The sequence below is a fragment of the Paraburkholderia atlantica genome (genome assembly GCF_009362785.1).
Classification (GTDB): domain Bacteria; phylum Pseudomonadota; class Gammaproteobacteria; order Burkholderiales; family Burkholderiaceae; genus Paraburkholderia; species Paraburkholderia atlantica.
This window is the reverse complement of sequence record NZ_WHNQ01000050.1, coordinates 1-19,502: the sequence shown is the minus strand read 5'-3', so window position 1 is coordinate 19,502 and position 19,502 is coordinate 1. Positions and strand designations below refer to the sequence as shown.

General features: G+C 57.4%; 16 protein-coding genes and 3 pseudogenes. 5 read left to right on the top strand and 14 right to left on the bottom strand.

What is annotated here, in order from left to right; translation table 11 throughout:
• Position 1 precedes the first annotated feature (1 nt).
• The gene (locus tag GCT19_RS36345; RefSeq protein ID WP_018437096.1) at positions 2-1,300 is read right to left on the bottom strand and encodes a cytochrome P450; all 1,299 of its coding nucleotides are present in this window, start codon (positions 1,298-1,300) and stop codon (positions 2-4) included.
• Positions 1,301-1,386: 86 nt separating this feature from the next.
• Positions 1,387-2,589, bottom strand: coding sequence for a cytochrome P450 (locus GCT19_RS36340; protein WP_152854608.1), 1,203 nt, complete (start codon positions 2,587-2,589; stop codon positions 1,387-1,389).
• A gap of 201 nt (positions 2,590-2,790) precedes the next feature.
• Here GCT19_RS36340 and GCT19_RS43010 point away from each other — a divergent pair, with 201 nt between their 5' ends.
• The gene (locus tag GCT19_RS43010; RefSeq protein ID WP_227717780.1) at positions 2,791-3,342 is read left to right on the top strand and encodes a hypothetical protein; all 552 of its coding nucleotides are present in this window, start codon (positions 2,791-2,793) and stop codon (positions 3,340-3,342) included.
• A 14-nt stretch (positions 3,343-3,356) separates the two neighbouring features.
• Here GCT19_RS43010 and GCT19_RS43815 read toward each other — a convergent pair whose 3' ends face one another.
• The 7 genes and pseudogenes from GCT19_RS43815 to mdeB form a co-directional block, all read right to left on the bottom strand.
• On the bottom strand, positions 3,357-3,569 hold the full coding sequence (locus GCT19_RS43815) for a hypothetical protein (protein WP_221309637.1): 213 nt from the start codon (positions 3,567-3,569) through the stop codon (positions 3,357-3,359).
• Positions 3,569-3,847: a hypothetical protein gene (locus GCT19_RS36325; RefSeq protein ID WP_152854607.1), complete on the bottom strand. Its 279-nt coding sequence runs from the start codon at positions 3,845-3,847 to the stop codon at positions 3,569-3,571. The genes GCT19_RS43815 and GCT19_RS36325 overlap by 1 nt, the downstream gene beginning before the upstream one ends.
• Positions 3,848-4,119: 272 nt before the next feature.
• A pseudogene (locus tag GCT19_RS36320) lies at positions 4,120-4,206 on the bottom strand (IS6 family transposase); the annotation flags it as partial.
• Positions 4,207-4,754: 548 nt separating this feature from the next.
• A complete protein-coding gene (locus GCT19_RS36315) occupies positions 4,755-5,750 on the bottom strand; it encodes an IS5 family transposase (RefSeq protein ID WP_152854606.1) in 996 nt (331 codons plus the stop codon).
• A gap of 83 nt (positions 5,751-5,833) precedes the next feature.
• Positions 5,834-6,922: pseudogene (locus GCT19_RS36310) on the bottom strand (2-oxo acid dehydrogenase subunit E2); the annotation flags it as partial.
• A gap of 274 nt (positions 6,923-7,196) precedes the next feature.
• Positions 7,197-8,975, bottom strand: coding sequence for a biosynthetic-type acetolactate synthase large subunit (gene ilvB, locus GCT19_RS36305; protein ID WP_018436499.1), 1,779 nt, complete (start codon positions 8,973-8,975; stop codon positions 7,197-7,199).
• Between the two features lie 22 nt (positions 8,976-8,997).
• Positions 8,998-11,712 carry an alpha-ketoglutarate dehydrogenase gene (mdeB, locus tag GCT19_RS36300; protein WP_018436500.1) on the bottom strand — a complete coding sequence of 905 codons (2,715 nt, stop codon included), beginning with the start codon at positions 11,710-11,712 and terminating at the stop codon, positions 8,998-9,000.
• A gap of 177 nt (positions 11,713-11,889) precedes the next feature.
• On the opposite strand from mdeB, the gene GCT19_RS36295 reads away from it, so the two are divergent.
• Positions 11,890-12,429, top strand: coding sequence for an Lrp/AsnC family transcriptional regulator (locus GCT19_RS36295; protein ID WP_018436501.1), 540 nt, complete (start codon positions 11,890-11,892; stop codon positions 12,427-12,429).
• A gap of 246 nt (positions 12,430-12,675) precedes the next feature.
• On the opposite strand, the gene GCT19_RS36290 is transcribed toward GCT19_RS36295, so the two are convergent.
• The 5 genes from GCT19_RS36290 to ehuB form a co-directional block, all read right to left on the bottom strand.
• On the bottom strand, positions 12,676-13,821 hold the full coding sequence (locus GCT19_RS36290; protein ID WP_018436502.1) for a porin: 1,146 nt from the start codon (positions 13,819-13,821) through the stop codon (positions 12,676-12,678).
• Between the two features lie 272 nt (positions 13,822-14,093).
• Entirely contained in the window at positions 14,094-14,813 is a 720-nt protein-coding gene (locus tag GCT19_RS36285) for an amino acid ABC transporter ATP-binding protein (RefSeq protein WP_051106772.1), read from the bottom strand.
• 117 nt (positions 14,814-14,930) lie between these two features.
• Entirely contained in the window at positions 14,931-15,593 is a 663-nt protein-coding gene (locus GCT19_RS36280) for an amino acid ABC transporter permease (protein ID WP_018436504.1), read from the bottom strand.
• Positions 15,590-16,240: an amino acid ABC transporter permease gene (locus GCT19_RS36275; RefSeq protein ID WP_018436505.1), complete on the bottom strand. Its 651-nt coding sequence runs from the start codon at positions 16,238-16,240 to the stop codon at positions 15,590-15,592. Before GCT19_RS36275 ends, GCT19_RS36280 begins: the two co-directional genes overlap by 4 nt.
• A gap of 30 nt (positions 16,241-16,270) precedes the next feature.
• Positions 16,271-17,161, bottom strand: coding sequence for an ectoine/hydroxyectoine ABC transporter substrate-binding protein EhuB (gene ehuB / locus GCT19_RS36270; RefSeq protein WP_018436506.1), 891 nt, complete (start codon positions 17,159-17,161; stop codon positions 16,271-16,273).
• A 132-nt stretch (positions 17,162-17,293) separates the two neighbouring features.
• Here ehuB and GCT19_RS36265 point away from each other — a divergent pair, with 132 nt between their 5' ends.
• The 3 genes and pseudogenes from GCT19_RS36265 to GCT19_RS36255 all read left to right on the top strand — a co-directional run.
• Entirely contained in the window at positions 17,294-17,986 is a 693-nt protein-coding gene (locus GCT19_RS36265; RefSeq protein ID WP_227749423.1) for a GntR family transcriptional regulator, read from the top strand.
• The gene (locus tag GCT19_RS36260; RefSeq protein ID WP_018436508.1) at positions 17,983-19,179 is read left to right on the top strand and encodes a M24 family metallopeptidase; all 1,197 of its coding nucleotides are present in this window, start codon (positions 17,983-17,985) and stop codon (positions 19,177-19,179) included. Before GCT19_RS36265 ends, GCT19_RS36260 begins: the two co-directional genes overlap by 4 nt.
• A 94-nt stretch (positions 19,180-19,273) precedes the next feature.
• Positions 19,274-19,502: pseudogene (locus GCT19_RS36255) on the top strand (ISL3 family transposase); the annotation flags it as partial.

Sequence of the window (19,502 nt, the reverse complement as noted above, 5' to 3'; positions counted from 1 at the left end):
ATCAGCCCCCAGGAGATTTCAACCGCACCGTTAGCGAACGGAACGTTCGGAGAAATACGGATGGCTCTCGTACCGGCTCGCCCGCCAGCGCGAGCGTTGGCAAGCGCGCATCTATCTGTGGCAGGCATTCGGCCAACTCCACCCTTGCCAACTGCGCGCCGAGGCAGAAATGGATACCGTGACCAAAGCTCAGCATCACCTCGCCCTCAGTCGACATACCTGGACTGGTGCCATGGAAGCGCGACGGATCGAAGCGATCAGGATCGGCAAAAGCGTCCGGATCGCGGTTCCCGGCCGCGATCAGCACGCGCACGTCGGCATTCTTCGGAATGACCACGCCACCGATCTCTATATCGCGCTGTGCGATGCGCGGAATGGAACTGAACATGGCCGGCGCGTCACGGCGCAGCACCTCTTCGACGAACGCCTTCACGGACGCCGCATTGCCCCGCAGCCAGTGCCGCTGCTCCGGATATGCCAACATGGCCAGGACTGCGTGATCGATGGTCGCGGCGGTGGTCGCAAAGCCACCTAGGAGCATGCCCCACAGCATACTGATCAGCTCCGCATCGGAAAGCTCGTCGGCATCGCCGTCATGCGCGCCAACCAGCGCAGACACGATGTCCTGCCCGCGCGTCTCGCGCTTTTCCTCCATCAGCGCGCTGAAGTAGGCTTCGACCTTCTGACTCGCCGCGTCCGCTGCGGCGAGTTGGGCGTCGCTTGCATGTGGGCTCAAGCCTTCCAGGATGGCGCCGATGCCGGCGGCAAGATCGAAGATATCCGCCTCCGTCATGCCGAACAACTCAGCAAAAACCAGCATGGGCAGGACCAGCGAAAACTCCCTATGCAGGTCGACCACTTCACCCCGCTCCAGCACCTGCACAATGCCATCCAGGCGTATACTCGTAATCCGCGCGATGCTCGGCCGCAAACCGTCGATCTGGCGTACAGTGAAGTCGCGCGAAACAAGCCGTCGCAGGCGCGTATGGGTCGGCGGCTCCTTCATGGCCAGTGTGGAAGCCAACAGATTGAGCGAACGGCTGGTGGCCGCGCGAGGGAAGTATCGAGCCAACTCACCTGGCGCCGGCCCTCGAAACGCGTCGCCAGTGGCCTTGAGCACCCTATAGACATCCGCATGGCGGCTCACGAGAAAAATCCCGGACGCACCACGATGCACGGGATCGTGCTCACGCAACCATCGCATGAACGGATAGGGATCGTGAATGCACGCGGGCGACGCCAACTTCGCGAAGGCATCCTGACATTCTGAATTTGTGTCGTGCATCTCCATCTTGGTCATCTACCTCTTAGCTGATGCCAACGAAATGCTGGCTGCACCCTTTACAGGTGCTTGATAATCGAGATTTCGACAGCCTGCAAAGGGTTTCACCAGAGCACAAGGAATTCCTCGAAGCCACCGGTGATGATCTCCTTACGCAGCTTGAGCTGCTCGACGGGCACCGCCAAGTGCAAAGCGGGGAAACGTTGGAAGATCGAGCCAAACAACACCTTCAGCTCCAGCCTGGCGAGGGTGGCGCCGATGCAGTTATGCGGGCCGTAGGAAAACGCTAGATGCGGCTTCGCGTCGCGCTCGATGTCGAATACTTCGGGGTCGCTGAAATGGCGTGAGTCGAACGATGTCGCAGGCAAGCCGACCAATACCTTGCTCTCCGCAGGAATGTGCATACCGGCGATGGTCACACTCGTTCTCGGATAGCGCATGATGCCGTCCCAACCCGCACCGGGCGGATACAGGCGCAGGATTTCCTCAACCGCCTTCTCCACCAAGGACGGGTCCGCGCGTAGACGCTCGCGCTGCTGCGGATGCCGGAACAGGGCAAGCAGGCCGTATTCGATTTGTGCCACCGTGCTCTCATGTCCTGCCACGAGCATGCCGGCAGCCAGACCGATCGCTTCCTCCTCGCTCGCAGTGCCTTGATCGACAGCAGTCATCAGATCTGTCAACAGGTTGTCGCCAGGATCGTTGCGCTTTGCTTGCAGCTTCGCACGGATGTAAGTGCGCAGTTCCCCCCAGGCCTGACGCGATGCGCTGCGCGGGCCGCTCTCATGCTGATGCGTCATCACCGCGTCGGACAGTCCAGCGAAGAAGGAATGATCCTCGTAGGGAACGCCCATCAGCGCGCTAATGACCATGGCCGGGAGTGGAAATGACAGATGCCGCCGCAGGTCGGCGGGCTGCGGTTGTGCCGCTAGCGTGTCGATCAGCCGTGAAGCGATCGCCTCGACATTCCTAGAGAGCAGTTTCACTCGGCGATTACTGAAAGCTGGGGCGACGATCATGCGCAGGCGGGCGTGCTCGACGCCCTCGTGCGAGACCAGCCATCCCGGAGAGCCGAGGATCACCGAATCCGGCGTGAATTCCCGCGGCGGCATACCAGCCGGGCGGAAGGTGGCATTAGACAACACGGCCTTCGCCTCATCGTAGCCGGTGACCCACCAGCCTTCGTGTCCGGACGGGAAGCGCACGCGGTGAATCGCCCCCTTGGCGAGCAGCGCCAGCATCTGCGGCGAGGGCTCAATATGATTGACGCGCCACATCGGCAGCGTCGGCAGATGTTCTTCAGGCATGTTGGTTTCTCGGCCGATCGACGGAGGAAGTCTGAAACGCGACAGGCAGGCTTTTCGGACATCGAATGACATAGGACGGCATATACACAACTGGTTGCGGGTTTTCCGAAGGGATCGAATTTGCCTGCGGGCCCGATGGGGAATGGCTTGGGCAGTTGGCGAGGCCAGAGCGGTTAAAGTCAAGGCTTTGCGGAGACGCGAATGGCTGCAAACCATGGCCGACAGGCGCTTCCCGCGAAATTGACCGTTGAGCAGTTCGAGCAATTTATCTTGCCGCATCTGAGCCGTGGCCGGCGCGGGCCGCCGCCGACGTTGCCGTTGCCGTTGCCGTTGCCGTTGCCGTTGCCGTTGCCGTTGCCGTTGCCGTTGCCGTTGCAGAAGATGTTATATGTCATGAAAGCGCTCTATATGGAATGTCAGTGGAAGATGCTGCCGATCGAAACGAGTACAAAGGGCCGGCCTGAAATCCACCACACCCGCATCTACCGGATCATGCGGCGCTGGCAGGCCGATGGCAGCATCTTCGCGGGCACGGCCGATCTTCTTCATCGGGACCAGCGTCCTAGACCTCTCGACCCTCCACGGCGACGGCACGACGACGGCGGCCAGGAAAGGGCGGCGACAACCTCGGCTACAGCGGGCACACAATCTGAAGGGCGACAAGGTGGTGGCCTTCTGCGATCGCAACTGCAACATCATCGCGCCATTCGTGAGTGCGCCGGGCAACCGCAACGAATCGTCCCTGCTGCGTGACGCGCTGCCCCGGCTCACCGCCATGGCACGCGCCACCGGGCAAACATAACAAACGCGGCCACAAGCGTCATTTCGATGCGGCCATCTTCGCAGAACGCTTCGGGACCATGGAGCGCGTGTTTGCCTAGGAAGATACCTTCCGCCGCCTGCTGCTGCGCTTTGAGCGCATCAGTGCCATGCACTACGCGCTCAAGACGCTCGCGTACACGATGATCAACCTGAGGCATTACTGCCGCAGCTGATCCGGGTTCTTGCGCCAAGTGCGGCACTGTGTCCAGCGCAATGCGCTGCGCTCTCGCCCGCCCACATCAGGCCCAATTGCTTCGCCCTTCAGCTCATCACCTCGCAGTGCACATCTTGCCATGTCGGGCACTTCATGCATCATCCGTTCGTTGCGCACACAACCACTCGATCCCCTTCTTAAAACCCGCAACCAGTTGAGCGACAGAATCCGGCTGCACTGTATCGACATCAGCTCTTCGCGCTCGGTTTCACTCAGATTCATTTTGCCCATGCACCATTAGCATCGGTGCAATTTCAATGGTTCAATGGACTAGTATCGATTTCATAAATTTACGCATGACAATACTCCGATAAGATTTCAACGGCTTATACTTTTAAGCGAAATCCATGCCACTTTCAAGACCTCTGGTTTCGATTGGCGGGTGCTCCATTAAAACCATTCACGGATAGCACTAACGGACAAACCAGACACTTTTGTCGGTTCTGTTGCAGTCAGGGTGTCGGGACGAGAAATGTCGATATGGTAAGTATTGCTTATGCCACAAGGGAGTAAAACTGCTGCGAAGCAGACGACGGGGCTTTGCCCGCACATTTCATCTGTCCTTTCCTGATCATTTGCATTTATATGAACGCGTCCCGTTGCGCTAGTTTATCGCGTGCTTGACTGACAGGATGGGCTGCTGCTCTATATCCGGGCTTTGTTGCAGTCGGCATTGCCGCTACGGCCCACTATGAAATCCGCTGACTTGCGCCTCATTCACCTCACGAGCCCAAGGCTCCCATGCACATTGGTTGTGGTGCAAATAGCGCTCAAGGATCGGCTAGAGTGTCGCCCTGACCGATTTGATAAGCCGCGACGCTCATAAGTTGCCTCGGCAATCTGGTACGCTTGGTCCGTAATTTCGGCGGGCTTCGGAAAGTTGGCGCTTGTCGTGCTAGCCAGATGCCCGGCGCAAAGTGCCGCAGCGATCTGCTTTGTCGTATCAACGATAAACACTTCTTTCTCTTTCACATATCCATTTGCTATCCTCGCTATACCCGAACTACCGGTCGGTGCGGGGCGCTCTCGCGCCAGATTTCCCCGGGCCCACGTAATGTCTGATACGTTCAATCTACCTTGACAATGGCTTTGTTCAGAGGGGCATGGCTGCAGTTGGTTGCAGACGCAACTAGGCATTTTTGACGCAAACGGCCTTGCCGAAGCTGTTCCACAAATTCACGAGGTTCGCGATAATCACGCCCTCGCGCTGCTGAGATTCGGTTTTGCGCGTCAGTAGCCGCGCACCGATGCAACGCTTGATTCGCGAGATCTGCGCCTCGACCAGCGCGCGCTGGCCGTACCCGTATTTGTTGCGGAACGCATGGATGCCCTTGTCCTTGATGTACCGAACGAGATGGTCGTGCCAGCGCGTCGCCGGCTGATTGTGAACGACCGCATTGGCCGGTGGGGGAATCACCGGCAGCACGCCGCAGGCTGACCACGCCTCGGTCTGCGCAATACTGTAGTACGCGCCGTCGGCGATCACGCAGTCGACGTTCGCGTCGACTGCCAGCATCGCATTCAGGCCCGCCTCGTCGGAGACGTTGTCCTCGGTAATCGCGATGTGGTGGACATTCATCTCCGGGTCGATCGACAGATGCATCTTGCGCCACGGCGTCTGGCTCGCGTCGCGCCCGTACTTTTGCCGATGCCATTCGCTGGCCCGGCCAAAGTTCATGCCGCTGCTGTCGACGATCAGGCTGATGGCTTCGCCGTTGCGCAGGCGTTCGGCCACGCGAGCGCAGCGTTGTTTGACCTGAACCTCGAGCGTACGGAACCGCTCGCTCAGAAGCCCGAAACTCGGTACCCCGATGTCGAGTCCGCGCAGCGCCCAGAATTCGTGCATGTGGCCGGTGATCTGCCGCATGCCCCAGCCGAACAGCCGGCAGAAGATGAAGATCAGTTCGAGGTACGCATCGCTGTACGTCCGGGACTGACCCGACACGCCCTTCTGGTAGGGCGTGTCGTTGATGAACAGCGCCTTCAGGTCTCCGTCGGGACAATACAGGCTGAGTTGCCCGCGCCGCTTCAGGCTTTCGTTGTACTCGTGCGCGTTTGTTACCGCATAGCCCGGCTTCGCTCGTTTGCGCGGTTCGCCCGTCTTCAGTCTTGCCTTGTAAGGCATGAAAGCTCGCTCGTCCGATAGATCACCGGACTCTTTCTACCCGACCCACGGCCGCCGCGCAAGCGGCCCTCTTGAACAAAGCCCGACAGGGGCAGCATGAGGCGCGGCACGAACTGCTTGCCGTCCCACACCGGCTTCATCGCGCTCTTCGACAGGCCGAGGATTGCCACTTCCGGCGCGTTGATGATCGGCGTGAAATGCTTGCTGCCGATACCGCCGAGCGACGAGATCGAGAAGCAGCCGCCTTGCATCTGGTCCGGCTTGAGCTTGCCTTCGCGGGCGAGCTTCGAGAGCTCGGCCATTTCCTTGGCGATGTCGACGAGACCCTTCTTGTCCGCGTCGTGGATCGCCGGAACGACGAGGCCGTTGGGCGTGTCGGCGGCAAAACCGATGTGGTAGTACTGCTTGAAGACGAGGTTGTCGCCGTCGAGGCTCGCGTTGAAGGTCGGGAACTTCTTCAGCGCCGCGACGCAGGCCTTGCTGACGAACGCGAGCATCGTGAACTTCACGCCTGCCTTCTCGTTTTCCTTGTTCAGCTGCACGCGCAGCGCTTCGAGGTCGGTGATGTCCGCTTCGTCGTTGTTCGTGACGTGCGGGATCATGACCCAGTTGCGGTGCAGGTTCGCGCCGGAGATCTTCTTGATACGCGACAGCGGCTGCGTGTCGATCGGGCCGAACTTCGTGAAGTCGACCTTCGGCCAGGGCAGCAGGTTCAGACCCGCGCCGCCCGCAGCCGGTGCGGCTGCTGCGCCGGCCGGCGCTGCTAGCGCGCCCGTCATCACGCCCTTCACGAACGCGGTGACGTCGTCCTGGGTGATGCGGCCCTTCGGACCCGTACGCGTCACGCGGACAACGTCCACGCCGAGTTCGCGCGCCAGGTTGCGCACCGACGGCGAAGCATGGCCTGGTCCGTTCAGGCCACCTCCCTTCTCCGGGATCACAGCCGCTGGCGCAGGCGCGGAAGGACGGACTGCAGATTCATGCAGTTCATTCGCAATGGGTGAGCCATCGCGTAGCCGGGACTTCGTCTCCGCCCCCAGTTCTCTGGTTGCCGCCTCAACAACCGCACCTTGTGGCTCCATGAGCAGGATGACCGAACCTTCCGACACTACATCTCCGACCTTGAGCTTTATCTCACGAACGACACCGCCAAAAGGACTCGGTACGTCCATGGTTGCCTGATCGGACTCCAGCGTAACCAGCGATTGCTCCTCTCGTACTAAATAAATCACCGGGGACAACGAGCACCTCGATGACAGGGATGCCCTTGTAGTCGCCGATGTCAGGCACCGTAATTTCTTTTAATTGCACTTCAAAAATCTCCCAATCGCGAGCCAATGCGAGAGCAAATCGTTGTCTAGTGTTTCTCGGGAATGCATCAACGCCGGAACAGGCAGCAGGGAGCTGGTACCGGTAAGCCCGAAGTCCTGGCCATTGCCAACTACCTTACCGGTCGACGTCGCGCGAATTCATCAGCATGTCCGTCAACCCCGCGCCTGCTCGAACCATAGGCCAGACGTTCTCAGACGGATCGACGGCAAAGTCCATGAATACCGTACGCTGCTTCATTGCGAGTGCTTCGCGCAGAACCGGCTCGACATCGCACGGTCGCTCGATGCGAAAACCGACATGCCCATAAGCGCGGGCGAGCGCGACAAAGTCAGGCAACGCGTCGATGTACGAATGCGAGTAACGGTCCCGATAGTTCACATGTTGCAGTTGCCTCACCATGCCCAGGTGGCCGTTATTCAGGGAAACGATTTTCACCCCGAAGTCGTACTGCCTGCAGGTCGACAACTCCTGGATGCACATCTGGATCGAGCCGTCCCCCGTTACCGCGACCACATCCGCGTCCGGGAACGCGCGTTTGACGCCCATCGCATAGGGCAGTCCGACACCCATCGTTCCCAGACCGCCCGAGTTGATCCATCGACGAGGCTTCTCGAATCCATACAACTGCGCCGCCCACATCTGGTGCTGTCCGACATCCGAACATATATAGGCATCTCCGCCGGTGGCTTCCCATAGCCGTTGAATAACAAACTGCGGCTTGATTACGTTGGCGTCCGGCTCATAGGCGAGGCAGCGCTTCGCACGCCATGCCTCTATCTGTTTCCACCAGTCATTGCGATTCCCGTCATTGATACGCTGTGGCCGGAGCTGCTCCCGTATCGCGCGCGCCGCCGTCCTCACATCTCCTACAATCGGAATGTCAACCTGCACCCGCTTATCAATTGTCGCGGGGTCGATATCGACATGAATAATCGTCCTGCCATCTGAGCGGAAGTCCCCGGCATTTCCAATGACCCGGTCATCGAATCTCGCACCGAGCGTAATCAGTACGTCGCAATGCTCCATCGCCATGTTTGCTTCGTACGTCCCATGCAGTCCTGGCATGCCGAGGCATCGTCTGTCTGAACCGGGAAAGGCGCCAAGCGCCATCAACGTGTTCGTCACCGGTGCGTCGAGTCGCCGCGCGAGCTCCACAACCTCCTCGCCTGCAGCTGATGCGACCGCACCGCCACCAACAAGAATGCATGGCCTTTCTGAGCGCGCAAGCGCTTCGGCGGCCCGACGCACCTGTCCAGCATGAGGATCCGTGCGCGGACGGTAGGATCGCAGCGTGACGCATTCAGGTATGCTCAATGGCGTCTTCGCCTGAAGCACGTCTTTGGGAATATCCACCAGTACAGGTCCGGGGCGTCCAGTGCGGGCGATATGAAACGCGCTCTTCAGCGTCTTCGCCAGTTGCGAGACATCCAGAACCAGAAAGTTATGCTTGACGATCGACCTGGTAATTCCGACAGCGTCACACTCCTGGAAGGCATCGGTTCCGATGGACTGTGTCGGCACGTTGCCGGAGATCACCACCACCGGGATGGAATCGAAATAGGCGGTCGCAATGCCCGTCACCGCGTTCGTCACGCCCGGGCCTGATGTCACCAACGCGACCCCCACCTTTCCCGTTGCGCGCGCGAAACCATCCGCCGCGTGCACGGCAGCCTGTTCATGGCGAACCAGCAAATGGGTGATATCGACGGCTTCCTGGAGCGCGTCGTAAAGCGGCAGGACGGCACCGCCTGGATATCCCCAAACCGTGTCCACGCCCTCGCTACGCAAGACGGACAAGACGATCTGTGCTCCCGATGCATGGCCGCCCCTGCGCGAAGCGCTCGAAGCGCCGGCTTTCGTAACGTGTTGCATCTCTGAACCCGCAATCTTCATTTTCAGTTCCACATAATGCGGATCACCGTTGCCACGGTGCCGCCCGGTTCCCGTCATGCTTGCCATAGCGATCAACAGCCCGTCTGACGGTCTCAACCGCTACTGCACCGTCGTCCGCAAGCGCTTTCAGCGCAGCAATTGCGATCGAATGCCGGTCGACTTCGAAGAAGGTTCGCAAGGCTGCACGGGTGTCACTGCGTCCAAAGCCATCGGTGCCGAGCGTCACATAGCGCCGCGGTACATACGCACGAATGAGTTCCGGCACAGCACGTACATAGTCTGTTGCTGCGATTACGGGCCCTCGAGTGGGAGACAACGCAGACGTCACATATGGACCGGGAGCGCGATCCTCGTCGAACAAACGATCGGTGCGCTCGGCTGCGACACCGTCCCGGTGCAGTTCGGTAAAGCTTGTGACGCTCCACACAGAAGCTTCGATGTTCCAGTCTTCCTTCAGCAGGTGCGCGGCGGCCTGCACTTCGCCCAGAATCGCCCCCGAACCGAGCAGCTGCACCTGTGTGCGATCGACGGATGTCGCGTCAAGCGGATACATGCCCTTAAGCACACCTTCACGAACGCTTTCGATCGGTGCATCCGGAAGCGAAGGCTGTGCATAGTTTTCGTTCGTTACCGTCAGGTAATAGAACACATCGTGCTGATGTTCGATCATCTCGCGCATGCCTTCATCTATGATCAAGGCCACCTCATACGCGAATGCCGGATCATAGGCGCGACAGTTAGGTACCGTCGAGGCCGCCAGATGGCTCGTACCGTCCTGATGCTGCAAACCTTCGCCACCTAGCGTCGTCTTGCCCGCCGTCGCACCGATCAGGAAGCCACGCGCACGCTGGTCGGCCGCAGCCCAGATCAGATCACCAATGCGCTGGAAACCGAACATCGAGTAGTAGATGTAAAACGGCAGCATGGGCAGATCATGCACGCTGTATGACGTCGCCGCGGCTACCCAGGAGGAAACAGCGCCCGCCTCCGAAATGCCCTCTTCCAGTATCTGTCCGCCCGTATCCTCCCGGTAGTACAGCATCGAGCCCATGTCTTCGGGCTCGTACAGTTGCCCGAGCGGCGAATAGATCCCGACCTGCCGGAACAGGTTCGCCATACCGAACGTGCGTGCCTCATCGGCGACCACAGGAACAACGCGAGGGCCGAGCGCCCCTTCTTTCAGAAGGGTGCCGAGCATCCGCACGAACGCCATTGTGGTAGACATTTCCTTGCCGCTGGCTTCCAGCGCGAATTGCCCCCAGGCCGACAACGCCGGGACAGGCAACGTCTGCGACGCGGCTGTCCTTCTGCGGGGCAGATAGCCCCCGAGCGCTTCGCGCCGGGCATGCAGGTACCGCATTTCCGGACTGTTGTCCGCAGGTCTATAGAATCGCAGCTGCTCGACGTCCTCGTCGGAAAGGGGCAACCGGAATCGGTCGCGAAACGCCTTCAGTTGTTCGACGTCGAGCTTCTTCTGCTGATGCGTGGTCATCCTGCCCTGGCCGATCGAGCCCATGCCGAAGCCCTTCATTGTCTTCGCGAGAATGACAGTGGGTTGACCACCATGCTTGAGTGCCTTGTCGTACGCCGCATACAGCTTGCGTACGTCATGTCCGCCCCGGCGCAGACGGTCGATGTCATCGTTGCTCAGATGCGCGGCGAGCGCAGCCAGTTCCTCGTTCTGTCCAAAGAAACGCTCGCGGTTGTAGGCGCCGTCATTGGCCGAGAAGGTCTGAAACTGTCCATCGACGGTATGCGCAAACGCACGCAACAACGCCCCGGTGCGATCGCGCGCAAAAAGGGCGTCCCAGTCAGAACCCCAAACCACCTTGATGACGTTCCAGCCAGCGCCAGTGAATTGCGCCTCAAGCTCGTCGATGATTCGGCCGTTACTTCGCACCGGACCATCGAGCCGCTGCAGATTGCAGTTGATCACGAAAACGAGGTTGTCGAGCCCCTCGCGTGCGGCTAGCGACAACGCCCCGATCGATTCGGGCTCGTCCATCTCGCCATCGCCGAAAAAGCCCCATACCTTTCTGCCCTCTGTCTTGAGCAAACCACGGTTCTGTAGGTACCGCATGAAACGCGCCTGGTAGATCGAGTTAATTGGGCCGATGCCCATCGATCCCGTTGGAAACTGCCAGAAGCCCGGCATCAGCCACGGATGCGGATACGAACACAGACCAGGACCCGCGATCTCGCGACGGTAGTGCTCCAGATGCTGCTCACTGAGGAAACCTTCCAGGTATGCGCGCGCATACACGCCTGGCGACGAATGTGGCTGGAAATAGACGAGGTCACCGCCATGCGCATCGTTCGCACCGCGAAAGAAATGGTTGAAGCCGACTTCGAAGAGATCCGCCGCCGAAGCGTAGCTCGCAATATGCCCGCCAAGTTCGCCGTAAGCCCGGTTCGCTCGCACCACCATCGCAAGCGCATTCCAGCGTAATGCAGCGGCGAGTCGCTCTTCGGTATCGACGTCACCTGGAAACGGCGGCTGATGGCCGAGCGGGATGGTATTCGTATAAGGCGTGACATTCGCACGCGCTGTTGCAATGCCACCCGACAACGCGTGCGCGGCCAGGCGGTCGAAAAGATACTGGGCGCGCTCGAGCCCGACATGCTGCACCACGCCATCCAGTGCGGCGATCCACTCGGCAGTCTCCTGTGGATCGTTGTCGATGCGGGTTTGGTTGAGGGTAAGAACGGGCTGAACACCGCTCGATAAATCGGTCATGGCAACTCCGGACTAAACATTGAGATTCGATACTCGTGCGGGTTGAATTGGGCAGTTCGATCGTGTCAGAAGAGCTTAGCTATCTCTTCACAAAATGTGCCTCTCTTTTGCTGGTAGTTTTCAGTTCAGATAGGGTATAAATTCTGGATTCGATGCCTCGCATGAGATTCCCATACTATGACGTCCGAAACAAAGCTCCCGACCCGCCGCCTGGACCGCACAGATATTGCAATCCTGCGCCAGTTGCAGGACAACGCACGCATCACGAACGCTGAGCTCGCGCGCGCAGTTAACCTGTCACCCACGCCCTGCTTCAATCGCGTACGAGCACTTGAAAAGCTCGGCCTGTTCCGGCAGCACGTCACCCTTCTCGACGCTGGGGCACTCGGGTTGCGTATCAATGTGTTCATTCAGGTCAGCCTGGAGCAACAGGTGGAAGACGCGCTCCGTGTTTTTGAAAAGGAGGTCGCGGATCGACCCGAAGTGATGGAGTGCTATCTGATGACAGGCGATGCTGACTATCTGCTACGGGTTGTGGTGCCCGACATGCAGAGCCTTGAGCACTTTATTGTGCAATGGTTGACGAAGATACCCGGCGTATCAAACATCCGCTCCAGCTTTGCGCTTAAACAGGTGCGCTACAAGACGGCTCTGCCATTGCCGACCTCCGGACTCACGTTGCCAAGTGAAGAGCAAACGCCTCAAGAGTGGACTTGAACTGGCAGAGTCCCGACCTCGCCACGCGCTGGCTCGATAACACCCGTTATCCGACGGCCAGCCGACGGGGGCGATCGGCAATTCAGAAGTTGAACCCGCCCCGTCTCACGCGGACGCTGAACTGATATGTTCACGTTGTCATCGGACAACGCCGAACACCGTAACAGTTTTCTCGCCCTCACACTGAAGGCGAGACGTTGGTCTTCAAGACCACCGGATTGATCGGTTTCGCATCATCCGAATTGATCAGAATTTATGACGCAGACCGAGTCGCAGAACGAGCTGGCTATTGCCCGAGGAAACACCAAAAGCACCGGGTACATACGCGAAGTCCAGCACTGAACCCGTTTTATCGCCTCCTACATGCTGGTAAGCCCCCTGGAGATAAACGTCGGTTCGTTTTGAGATGTTGTAGTCGCCCATGAGCCCGACTGTTTGATAGTTCGGATGGTAACTGGCCGCCGCAGTGGTCATCGTCGAATGTGTATAGGTGTACATCGCGCCAACATAGAATGCCGGGGTAAACTGGTACTTGCCATTGATTTCGAAGTTCTGGAAGCGGAGGTCAGATGCAGGGCCGCTAACAGGCGTGATTGCGCCCACATACCCGGAATTCACCGGATTCTTTACATCCACATTTGAGTAGGCAAAGCCGAAAGTGGCGCTTCCGATATAGTAGTTAATGCCTGCGCCAAAGACGCGCAGCCGGTCACCCACAAAATTTTCATCGCCGCCGTTGTTGATCGCTCCGGTCGCGGTTGAGGATGGATTATTAGCCTGCAGATAGGATGCCGCGATCAGGATGCTTCCTGTCGCATACTGTGCCCCAAAACTATACTGGCGATTGTTGGCAAAATTGGTGTCATTTGAGAAGCTGTAAGTGCCACCGAACTGGAAGCCGCCGAAATTCGGACTGGTATATTTCGCCGTATTATTGACCCGGAAGGTACCGTCCGTATTATCGTTATCGTACGGGTGCGAGAACAGGTAACCTGCCCAGTTTCCATTTGCTGTCGTCAGCGAGAAGTAGTCGACAACAGAGTCATACTGGCGACCAAACGTAAGCTTGCCATAAGCCGAACTCGATAGGCCGACATACGCCTGACGCCCAAACATCAGACCGCCCTGGCCAAGCTTTCCATTGTTGACGTTGAAACCGTTCTCAATCTGAAACACTGCGCTCACTTGACCACCGAGATCTTCGCTACCCTTCAGTCCCCAACGACTACCCTGAACATAGCCGCTCTGAAGTTCGTAGGCCTTGCTTCCCGACGCATTGTTTGTGAAATCGAATCCCTCATCGAACAGACCGTACAACGTAACCGAGCCTTGCGCATATGCGGAAGCTCCAATCGCGGCAAGAACCGAGGCAGCAAGCAGTTTCATCTTCATCTAATGTCTCCAAAATCCGAGAAATCGTTGTTTTATTTGTACTGCGAACTAACACCCAAGCACCTTCACGATGCAAGCTATTTACGCGCTACTGCCTCGACGTCTCCGCTCTCCACCCGAGGCGTCGTTAACGCGGTTTGAAATCACTCCGGCCCTCGCGATTCACGTATCCAGATCGCCTGATATACGCTATCGCTGATTTCGACTATTCATCATTGCGTGGTTGCTGATGTGAAATTCAGGCGCTTTCTCGCCGAGAGAACGGTGTCGTTCTACTTATGCAACAACTGGCTAAGGAATTGCTTTGCGCGCAGGTGCGTCGGACTCCTGAAAAATATTTCAGGTTCCGCACACTCGATGATCTCCCCTGCGTCCATAAACACTACCCGGTCCGCGACCTCGCGCGCAAAGCCCATTTCATGTGTCACACAGATCATCGTCATGCCGTCCGTGGCAAGTCCTGTCATGACGTCCAATACCTCCTTGATCATTTCCGGGTCAAGCGCAGACGTGGGTTCGTCGAATAGCATGATTTTTGGCTTCATGCATAGTGCGCGCGCGATCGCGACGCGCTGCTGCTGCCCGCCCGACAATTGCGCCGGAAATTTCGTTGCCTGATCCGGAATCCGTACACGCTGCAGGTTTGCCATAGCAACAGATTCTGCTTCCTCCCGGGGTACCTTTCGAGTTCTCCTCAAGGCCAATGTGCAATTGTCCAGTACGTTCATCTGCGGGAACAGATTGAACTGCTGAAATACCATGCCGACGTCGCGACGCAATGCAGCCAGTCCTTTCATGCGTGCGTGCATCTCCACGCCGTTGACAATGATTCGACCCTCCTGCTGGGTCTCCAGCTGGTTGATACATCGAATCAAAGTTGATTTACCGGACCCGGAGGGACCACAAACAACGATTTTTTCACCATATTGCACGTCCAGACTGACGTCACGTAAGACCTGAAAGTTTCCATACCATTTTGAAACTTTCTCCATTTCGACAGCAATTGGAGATGCTTGTGCGCCAACACTCGCGATGGCGAGTGGGCGCGCGAATTGGGATGCCATGTCGTCCTCCACAACAACTTATATACGATTTACTTTTTGATCCGCTTACTGCTGCGCGACGGTAACCCCGAGAAGTCGCTCTACGCGTGCAACCAGGGCGACGGCGACGAGCGCCAGTGCGAGAAAGAGAATTCCCGCAACCAGCATTGGTTCAGCGTAACGATAGGTATCTGAAGCGACGTCCATTGCGCTGCCGAGCATTTCGGGCACTGCGATCACTGACAGGTAGGGCGTCGACTTCAGGATCGCGATTGAATAGGCTCCCAATGGAGCCGCGACATTTCGCAACATCTGCGGCGCAATTACGAAAGCGATTGTATCCAACCAGTTGAGTCCGAGACTCTTTGCACCTTCGGACTGACCAACGGGAACTGCGTCTATGCCGGCCTTAAACACTTCAGCCATATATCCTGAGTAGTAAAAACTCAGGCCAAAAACCCCGACGAACAATGCGGGTAACGTCACACCATAGTAGGGAAGAACAAAAAAGAGAAAGTAAATCTGAACGAGTGCAGGTGTAGACCTGATTGCATCGACGATAAACTGGACGACGGGGCGGACTACACTGCTTGAGCGGCGCAACATTTCCCAGACAAAACCAAGTGTAAGCGCACCAATGAAACTAAGGATGGCTACAAGGAGAGTATTGCCGATGCCGTCGAGTACCTGCGGTATGATTCGCAATGCGAAAGCAAGATCGAAGTTCATGTCCTCCCCCGCCGACTTCCGTGTGACTTCTCAAGGTAGCGCCCGAAGATGGTCACTGGATAACAGAGCACAAGATAAGCAAGCAGAAGGCTCGAGTAGATCAACAAGGGATCGTAGCTCAACTGCGCGATTTCCTTTGCGCGAAACGTCATATCCGCCAACGTAATAAGTGATACCAATGCGGTTCCCTTGATCAACTGAATCAAATCATTGATAAAGGCCGGGATCATCGCCCTTATCGCCTGCGGCAACTCGATGAGAAAGAGTGTTTCCGCCCGGTTCAAGCCCAAAGCGAGACCCGCTTCGCATTGCCCACGCGGAAGCGACTGCAATGCGGCACGGACAGATTGGCTACTGTACGCGCCCGAGTTCAACCCGAGGACGAGTGCGCCTACCGTCACGCCGGACAAGTAGAGACCAAATGCCGGTAGCGTGTAGTAGAAAGCATAGAGGAGGACAATAACCGGCGAACTCCTCCAGAATTCGATGACAAAGGTGATGGCCTTGCGAGTAAAGCCGCTCGAAAAATTCTGAAGAATTCCTCCAAGAAGGGCAAACGGAATCGCATATAGGAGACCAAGGATGGTAACGGTCGCAGTGACCCCAAACCCTTTATAGATCCCCAGCATGACATTGGGAAAATTCATTTGCCCTCCTGGAAAATCCGCGTCACTGGTTTATCGGAAATCGTCGCCACAGATCTTTTTTGCAGTCACATCGCTCGGAGCGATCTCGGAATCGCTGAAACCGTATTTAGCAAAGATCTTTTTGACCGTCCCGTCGGCCTTTATTTTTGCGAGACCTTCGTTATAGGTGTCCCGCAGCTTTGCATCATCTGGCCGGAACGCGATTGCCGCGTAATTTGCTACCTGCTGCCCATTGACAACGAGGCCAGTAAAGGGGACAGCCCGTTCAAGCTTGGCGCCGACGTTAGGATCCTTGAGTACGTTAATCACAGTGGAACTGGACTCAGTATCCGCGTCAATCCGCCCTGCCAACAATGCGCCGACGGAAGACTCGACGTCCTTCAGCAAAAGTATCCGGTCTTTTGGGATGCCTGCGGAGATGGCATGTTCGACATCCGAGCTTCCGCGCCCGCCCGCCATGCGGATCGCTGGATTTTTCGCGACATCGGCGTAGCTGTGAATATTGAGCGGGTTACCTTTCTTCACGAGAATGGCATCGCCGATTGCCAAATCAGGATTGCTAAAAATCACCTGTTTGCAACGTGGCGGGGTGATTGCCAATCCTGACGCGACGGCGTCAATACGCCGCGAGAGCAGGCTGGGAATAAGCGCATCGAAGTCCACGATTACGAAGTCAACTTTCTTCACGCCGAGCGGCCCAAGCACCGCCCGGATCATGTCGGGGCCGACTCCAGCAACAGTGCCATCGGCGTTGCGGTATCCCCAAGGAACCTGGTTGTGGATGCCAATCGTGATTTCTCCATCGTGAAGAACCTTGTCATCGGTGGATTCCGCTCTTGCAACCGTAACACCAGTGCTGACCACTGTCACGGCTGCTGCCAAAAGAAGCGCCACCCGCTTGCTCGATACTGAGATCCTCATAACGTCTCCTTTCCTTTTGTTGGTGCGCAAAGTATACTTGGCATACCATGCATGTCAAGATGCCAAAATCCAAGTGGTGCCCGTATTTACCCGGGTGGAACGAACAGACCAAGACTGGAGACTTCTTTGTCCTTGTACGAGAATGTGCGCGACGAAATCCTCAGACGTATCAGGAACGGAACATACGCCCGCGAATTGCCGATCCCATCGGCGGCAGCGCTAAGCGCGGAGTTCGGTGTTAGCCCGATCACCATCAGGCGTGCGATTCGGGACTTACAGGCCGCGGGCGCGCTCGCTGCGATCCCTGGTAAAGGCACCTACGTGAAAGCGCCGCAACGAATCTTGCGGCAGCTTGATCTGCGCATGTCCTCGCTCCACAGCGCAGACATAAGGCTGATTTCAGTGACGAGGGAAAAGATCTGCGATCCATCGATGGCGGCTATCCAACCGCCCGATCAGGTGATGCTTTGCGTAAGAAAAGTGATCTTCGACGGGGACATCCCTTTCCTATACGACGCCAGCTATCTTTCATCACATGTCGAGGACGACATCCTGGAGGAGTTTGGCAAAAACTTTATTGTGGATGCGCTGAGAAGTCGCGGGATTCAGATTGTCAATACGCGAATTGTTGCTGAAGCTGCCCCGGCTTCAGCACCAGTCGGCGAAATCTTCTCGGTCCCGATCGGTTATCCGATGCTTCGTCGTGTTTACAAGATGACGACGAGTGACCCAGGAGTCACGATCTATGGCGTCGTCCAAGCGCCGTTCGACCGTCTCGCCTGCTACGTTAATTTTCCGGCTCAAGGTATGGAGATTAAACAATGAAAGCACTGCAACTCGAAATCCCGCAAGTCTTCCGATCGCCCGCACCGGCGGTTCCGGAAGCCGAAATGCAACAACGGCTCGCGAACATCCGCCGTGAGATGGTAAAGGCGAAGATAGACGTGATCGTTCTTACGGACAAGAAGAACGTCGACTACTTTACCGACTACCAGGAACTTTCGTGGGATCACAAGGCACGCCCCATTTTTGCCGCAATCTCCCTCGCGGACTTCGCGCTCTTTGGCAGTCTCGGGGAGGCCCGCACGGTCGAACTCAGGCCCCGCATCTTTGAGCCAGTGTACTACAGCGGTTATCTGGACGAGTCTGTCACCGCTGTCGCGGACTGGATCAAAGGGAAGACCGATACCAGCCCTCGTCATATCGCAGTGGACTATGGGCAGGACATGTTCGGTCGGGGGTCCCTGGGGTTGATTGAAGAGCTCAGCTCTCTTGATGCGCAAGGCCGTGTCAAGAGTGCGGCAGATGCTATCTGGAAAGTTCGACTGACCAAGTCCAGATTCGAGGCGGAAATTAATCGGGTCGCCTACGAAATCGTCGACACCGCGTTCCGTCAGACGATCAAAAATGCCTATATTGGCATGACGGAATATGAGCTCTATTACCTCATGCAAGCGCAGACCTACCTCAATGGTGCGGAAAGCGCGGAACCGATTGCGATGCTGTTCTCGAGGGGCGATTTCGCTTACGCACGAACGGCAAAGGAAAGGACGCTCGAGGAGGGACACTACGTCTGGACCGACTTCCGGGCGACGTATGGCGGCTATCCTGCCGATTGCAACCGGATCGCGCGCGCCGGTGAGCCCGCCGACTGGGAAATCCGTACATATGGGGCCGTGCGATCCCTGACACTTGATCTCGCAGGACAGATCCGGCCGGGAATGACCTGTTCCGAAGTCTACAAACTATCCGACCAGATGTGGCGCGATGCCAATCTCGGCACGGTGTACAGCGCGGTGTCGCGGATCGGACATGGTGGCGGGATGGATGTCACCGAGCCTCCTTCTCTCTCTGCAGCAGACGCGACGATCATCGAACCAGGAATGGTGCTTCATATCGAGCCGAAACTCGAACGTGACGGCGCGGTTTTCCAGTTCGAGGAAGTCGTGTTCGTCACCGAATCTGGCGTTGAGTTTCTGAGCACGCTGTCACCCGAAGCTCTTCCGGTGATTCGCTAAACCATTGCTTTTAGGATAGTTTAAAAATGCCTCTGTTGAATTTCCAGTGGGTGGTATCGTCCCGGTTTCTGCATAATCAAGACGAAGGCAGGTCATGCACAGCAAGCTGTTCGAAGCCGCATTGGGTGTAAGTGATCCGTGGTTCGTGAGCGGCGTCGATTTCGACGCGGCCACCAAGCTGCTGACGATCCAGATCGACTTCACTGCCGGAAGCCGCTTCGCGCATCCTGAGGTGGCCGGCGCGCATCCCGTGCATGACACTATCGTCAAGCGTTACCGGCACCTGAACTTTTTCCAGCATGACTGCTACCTCGAAGTGCGCA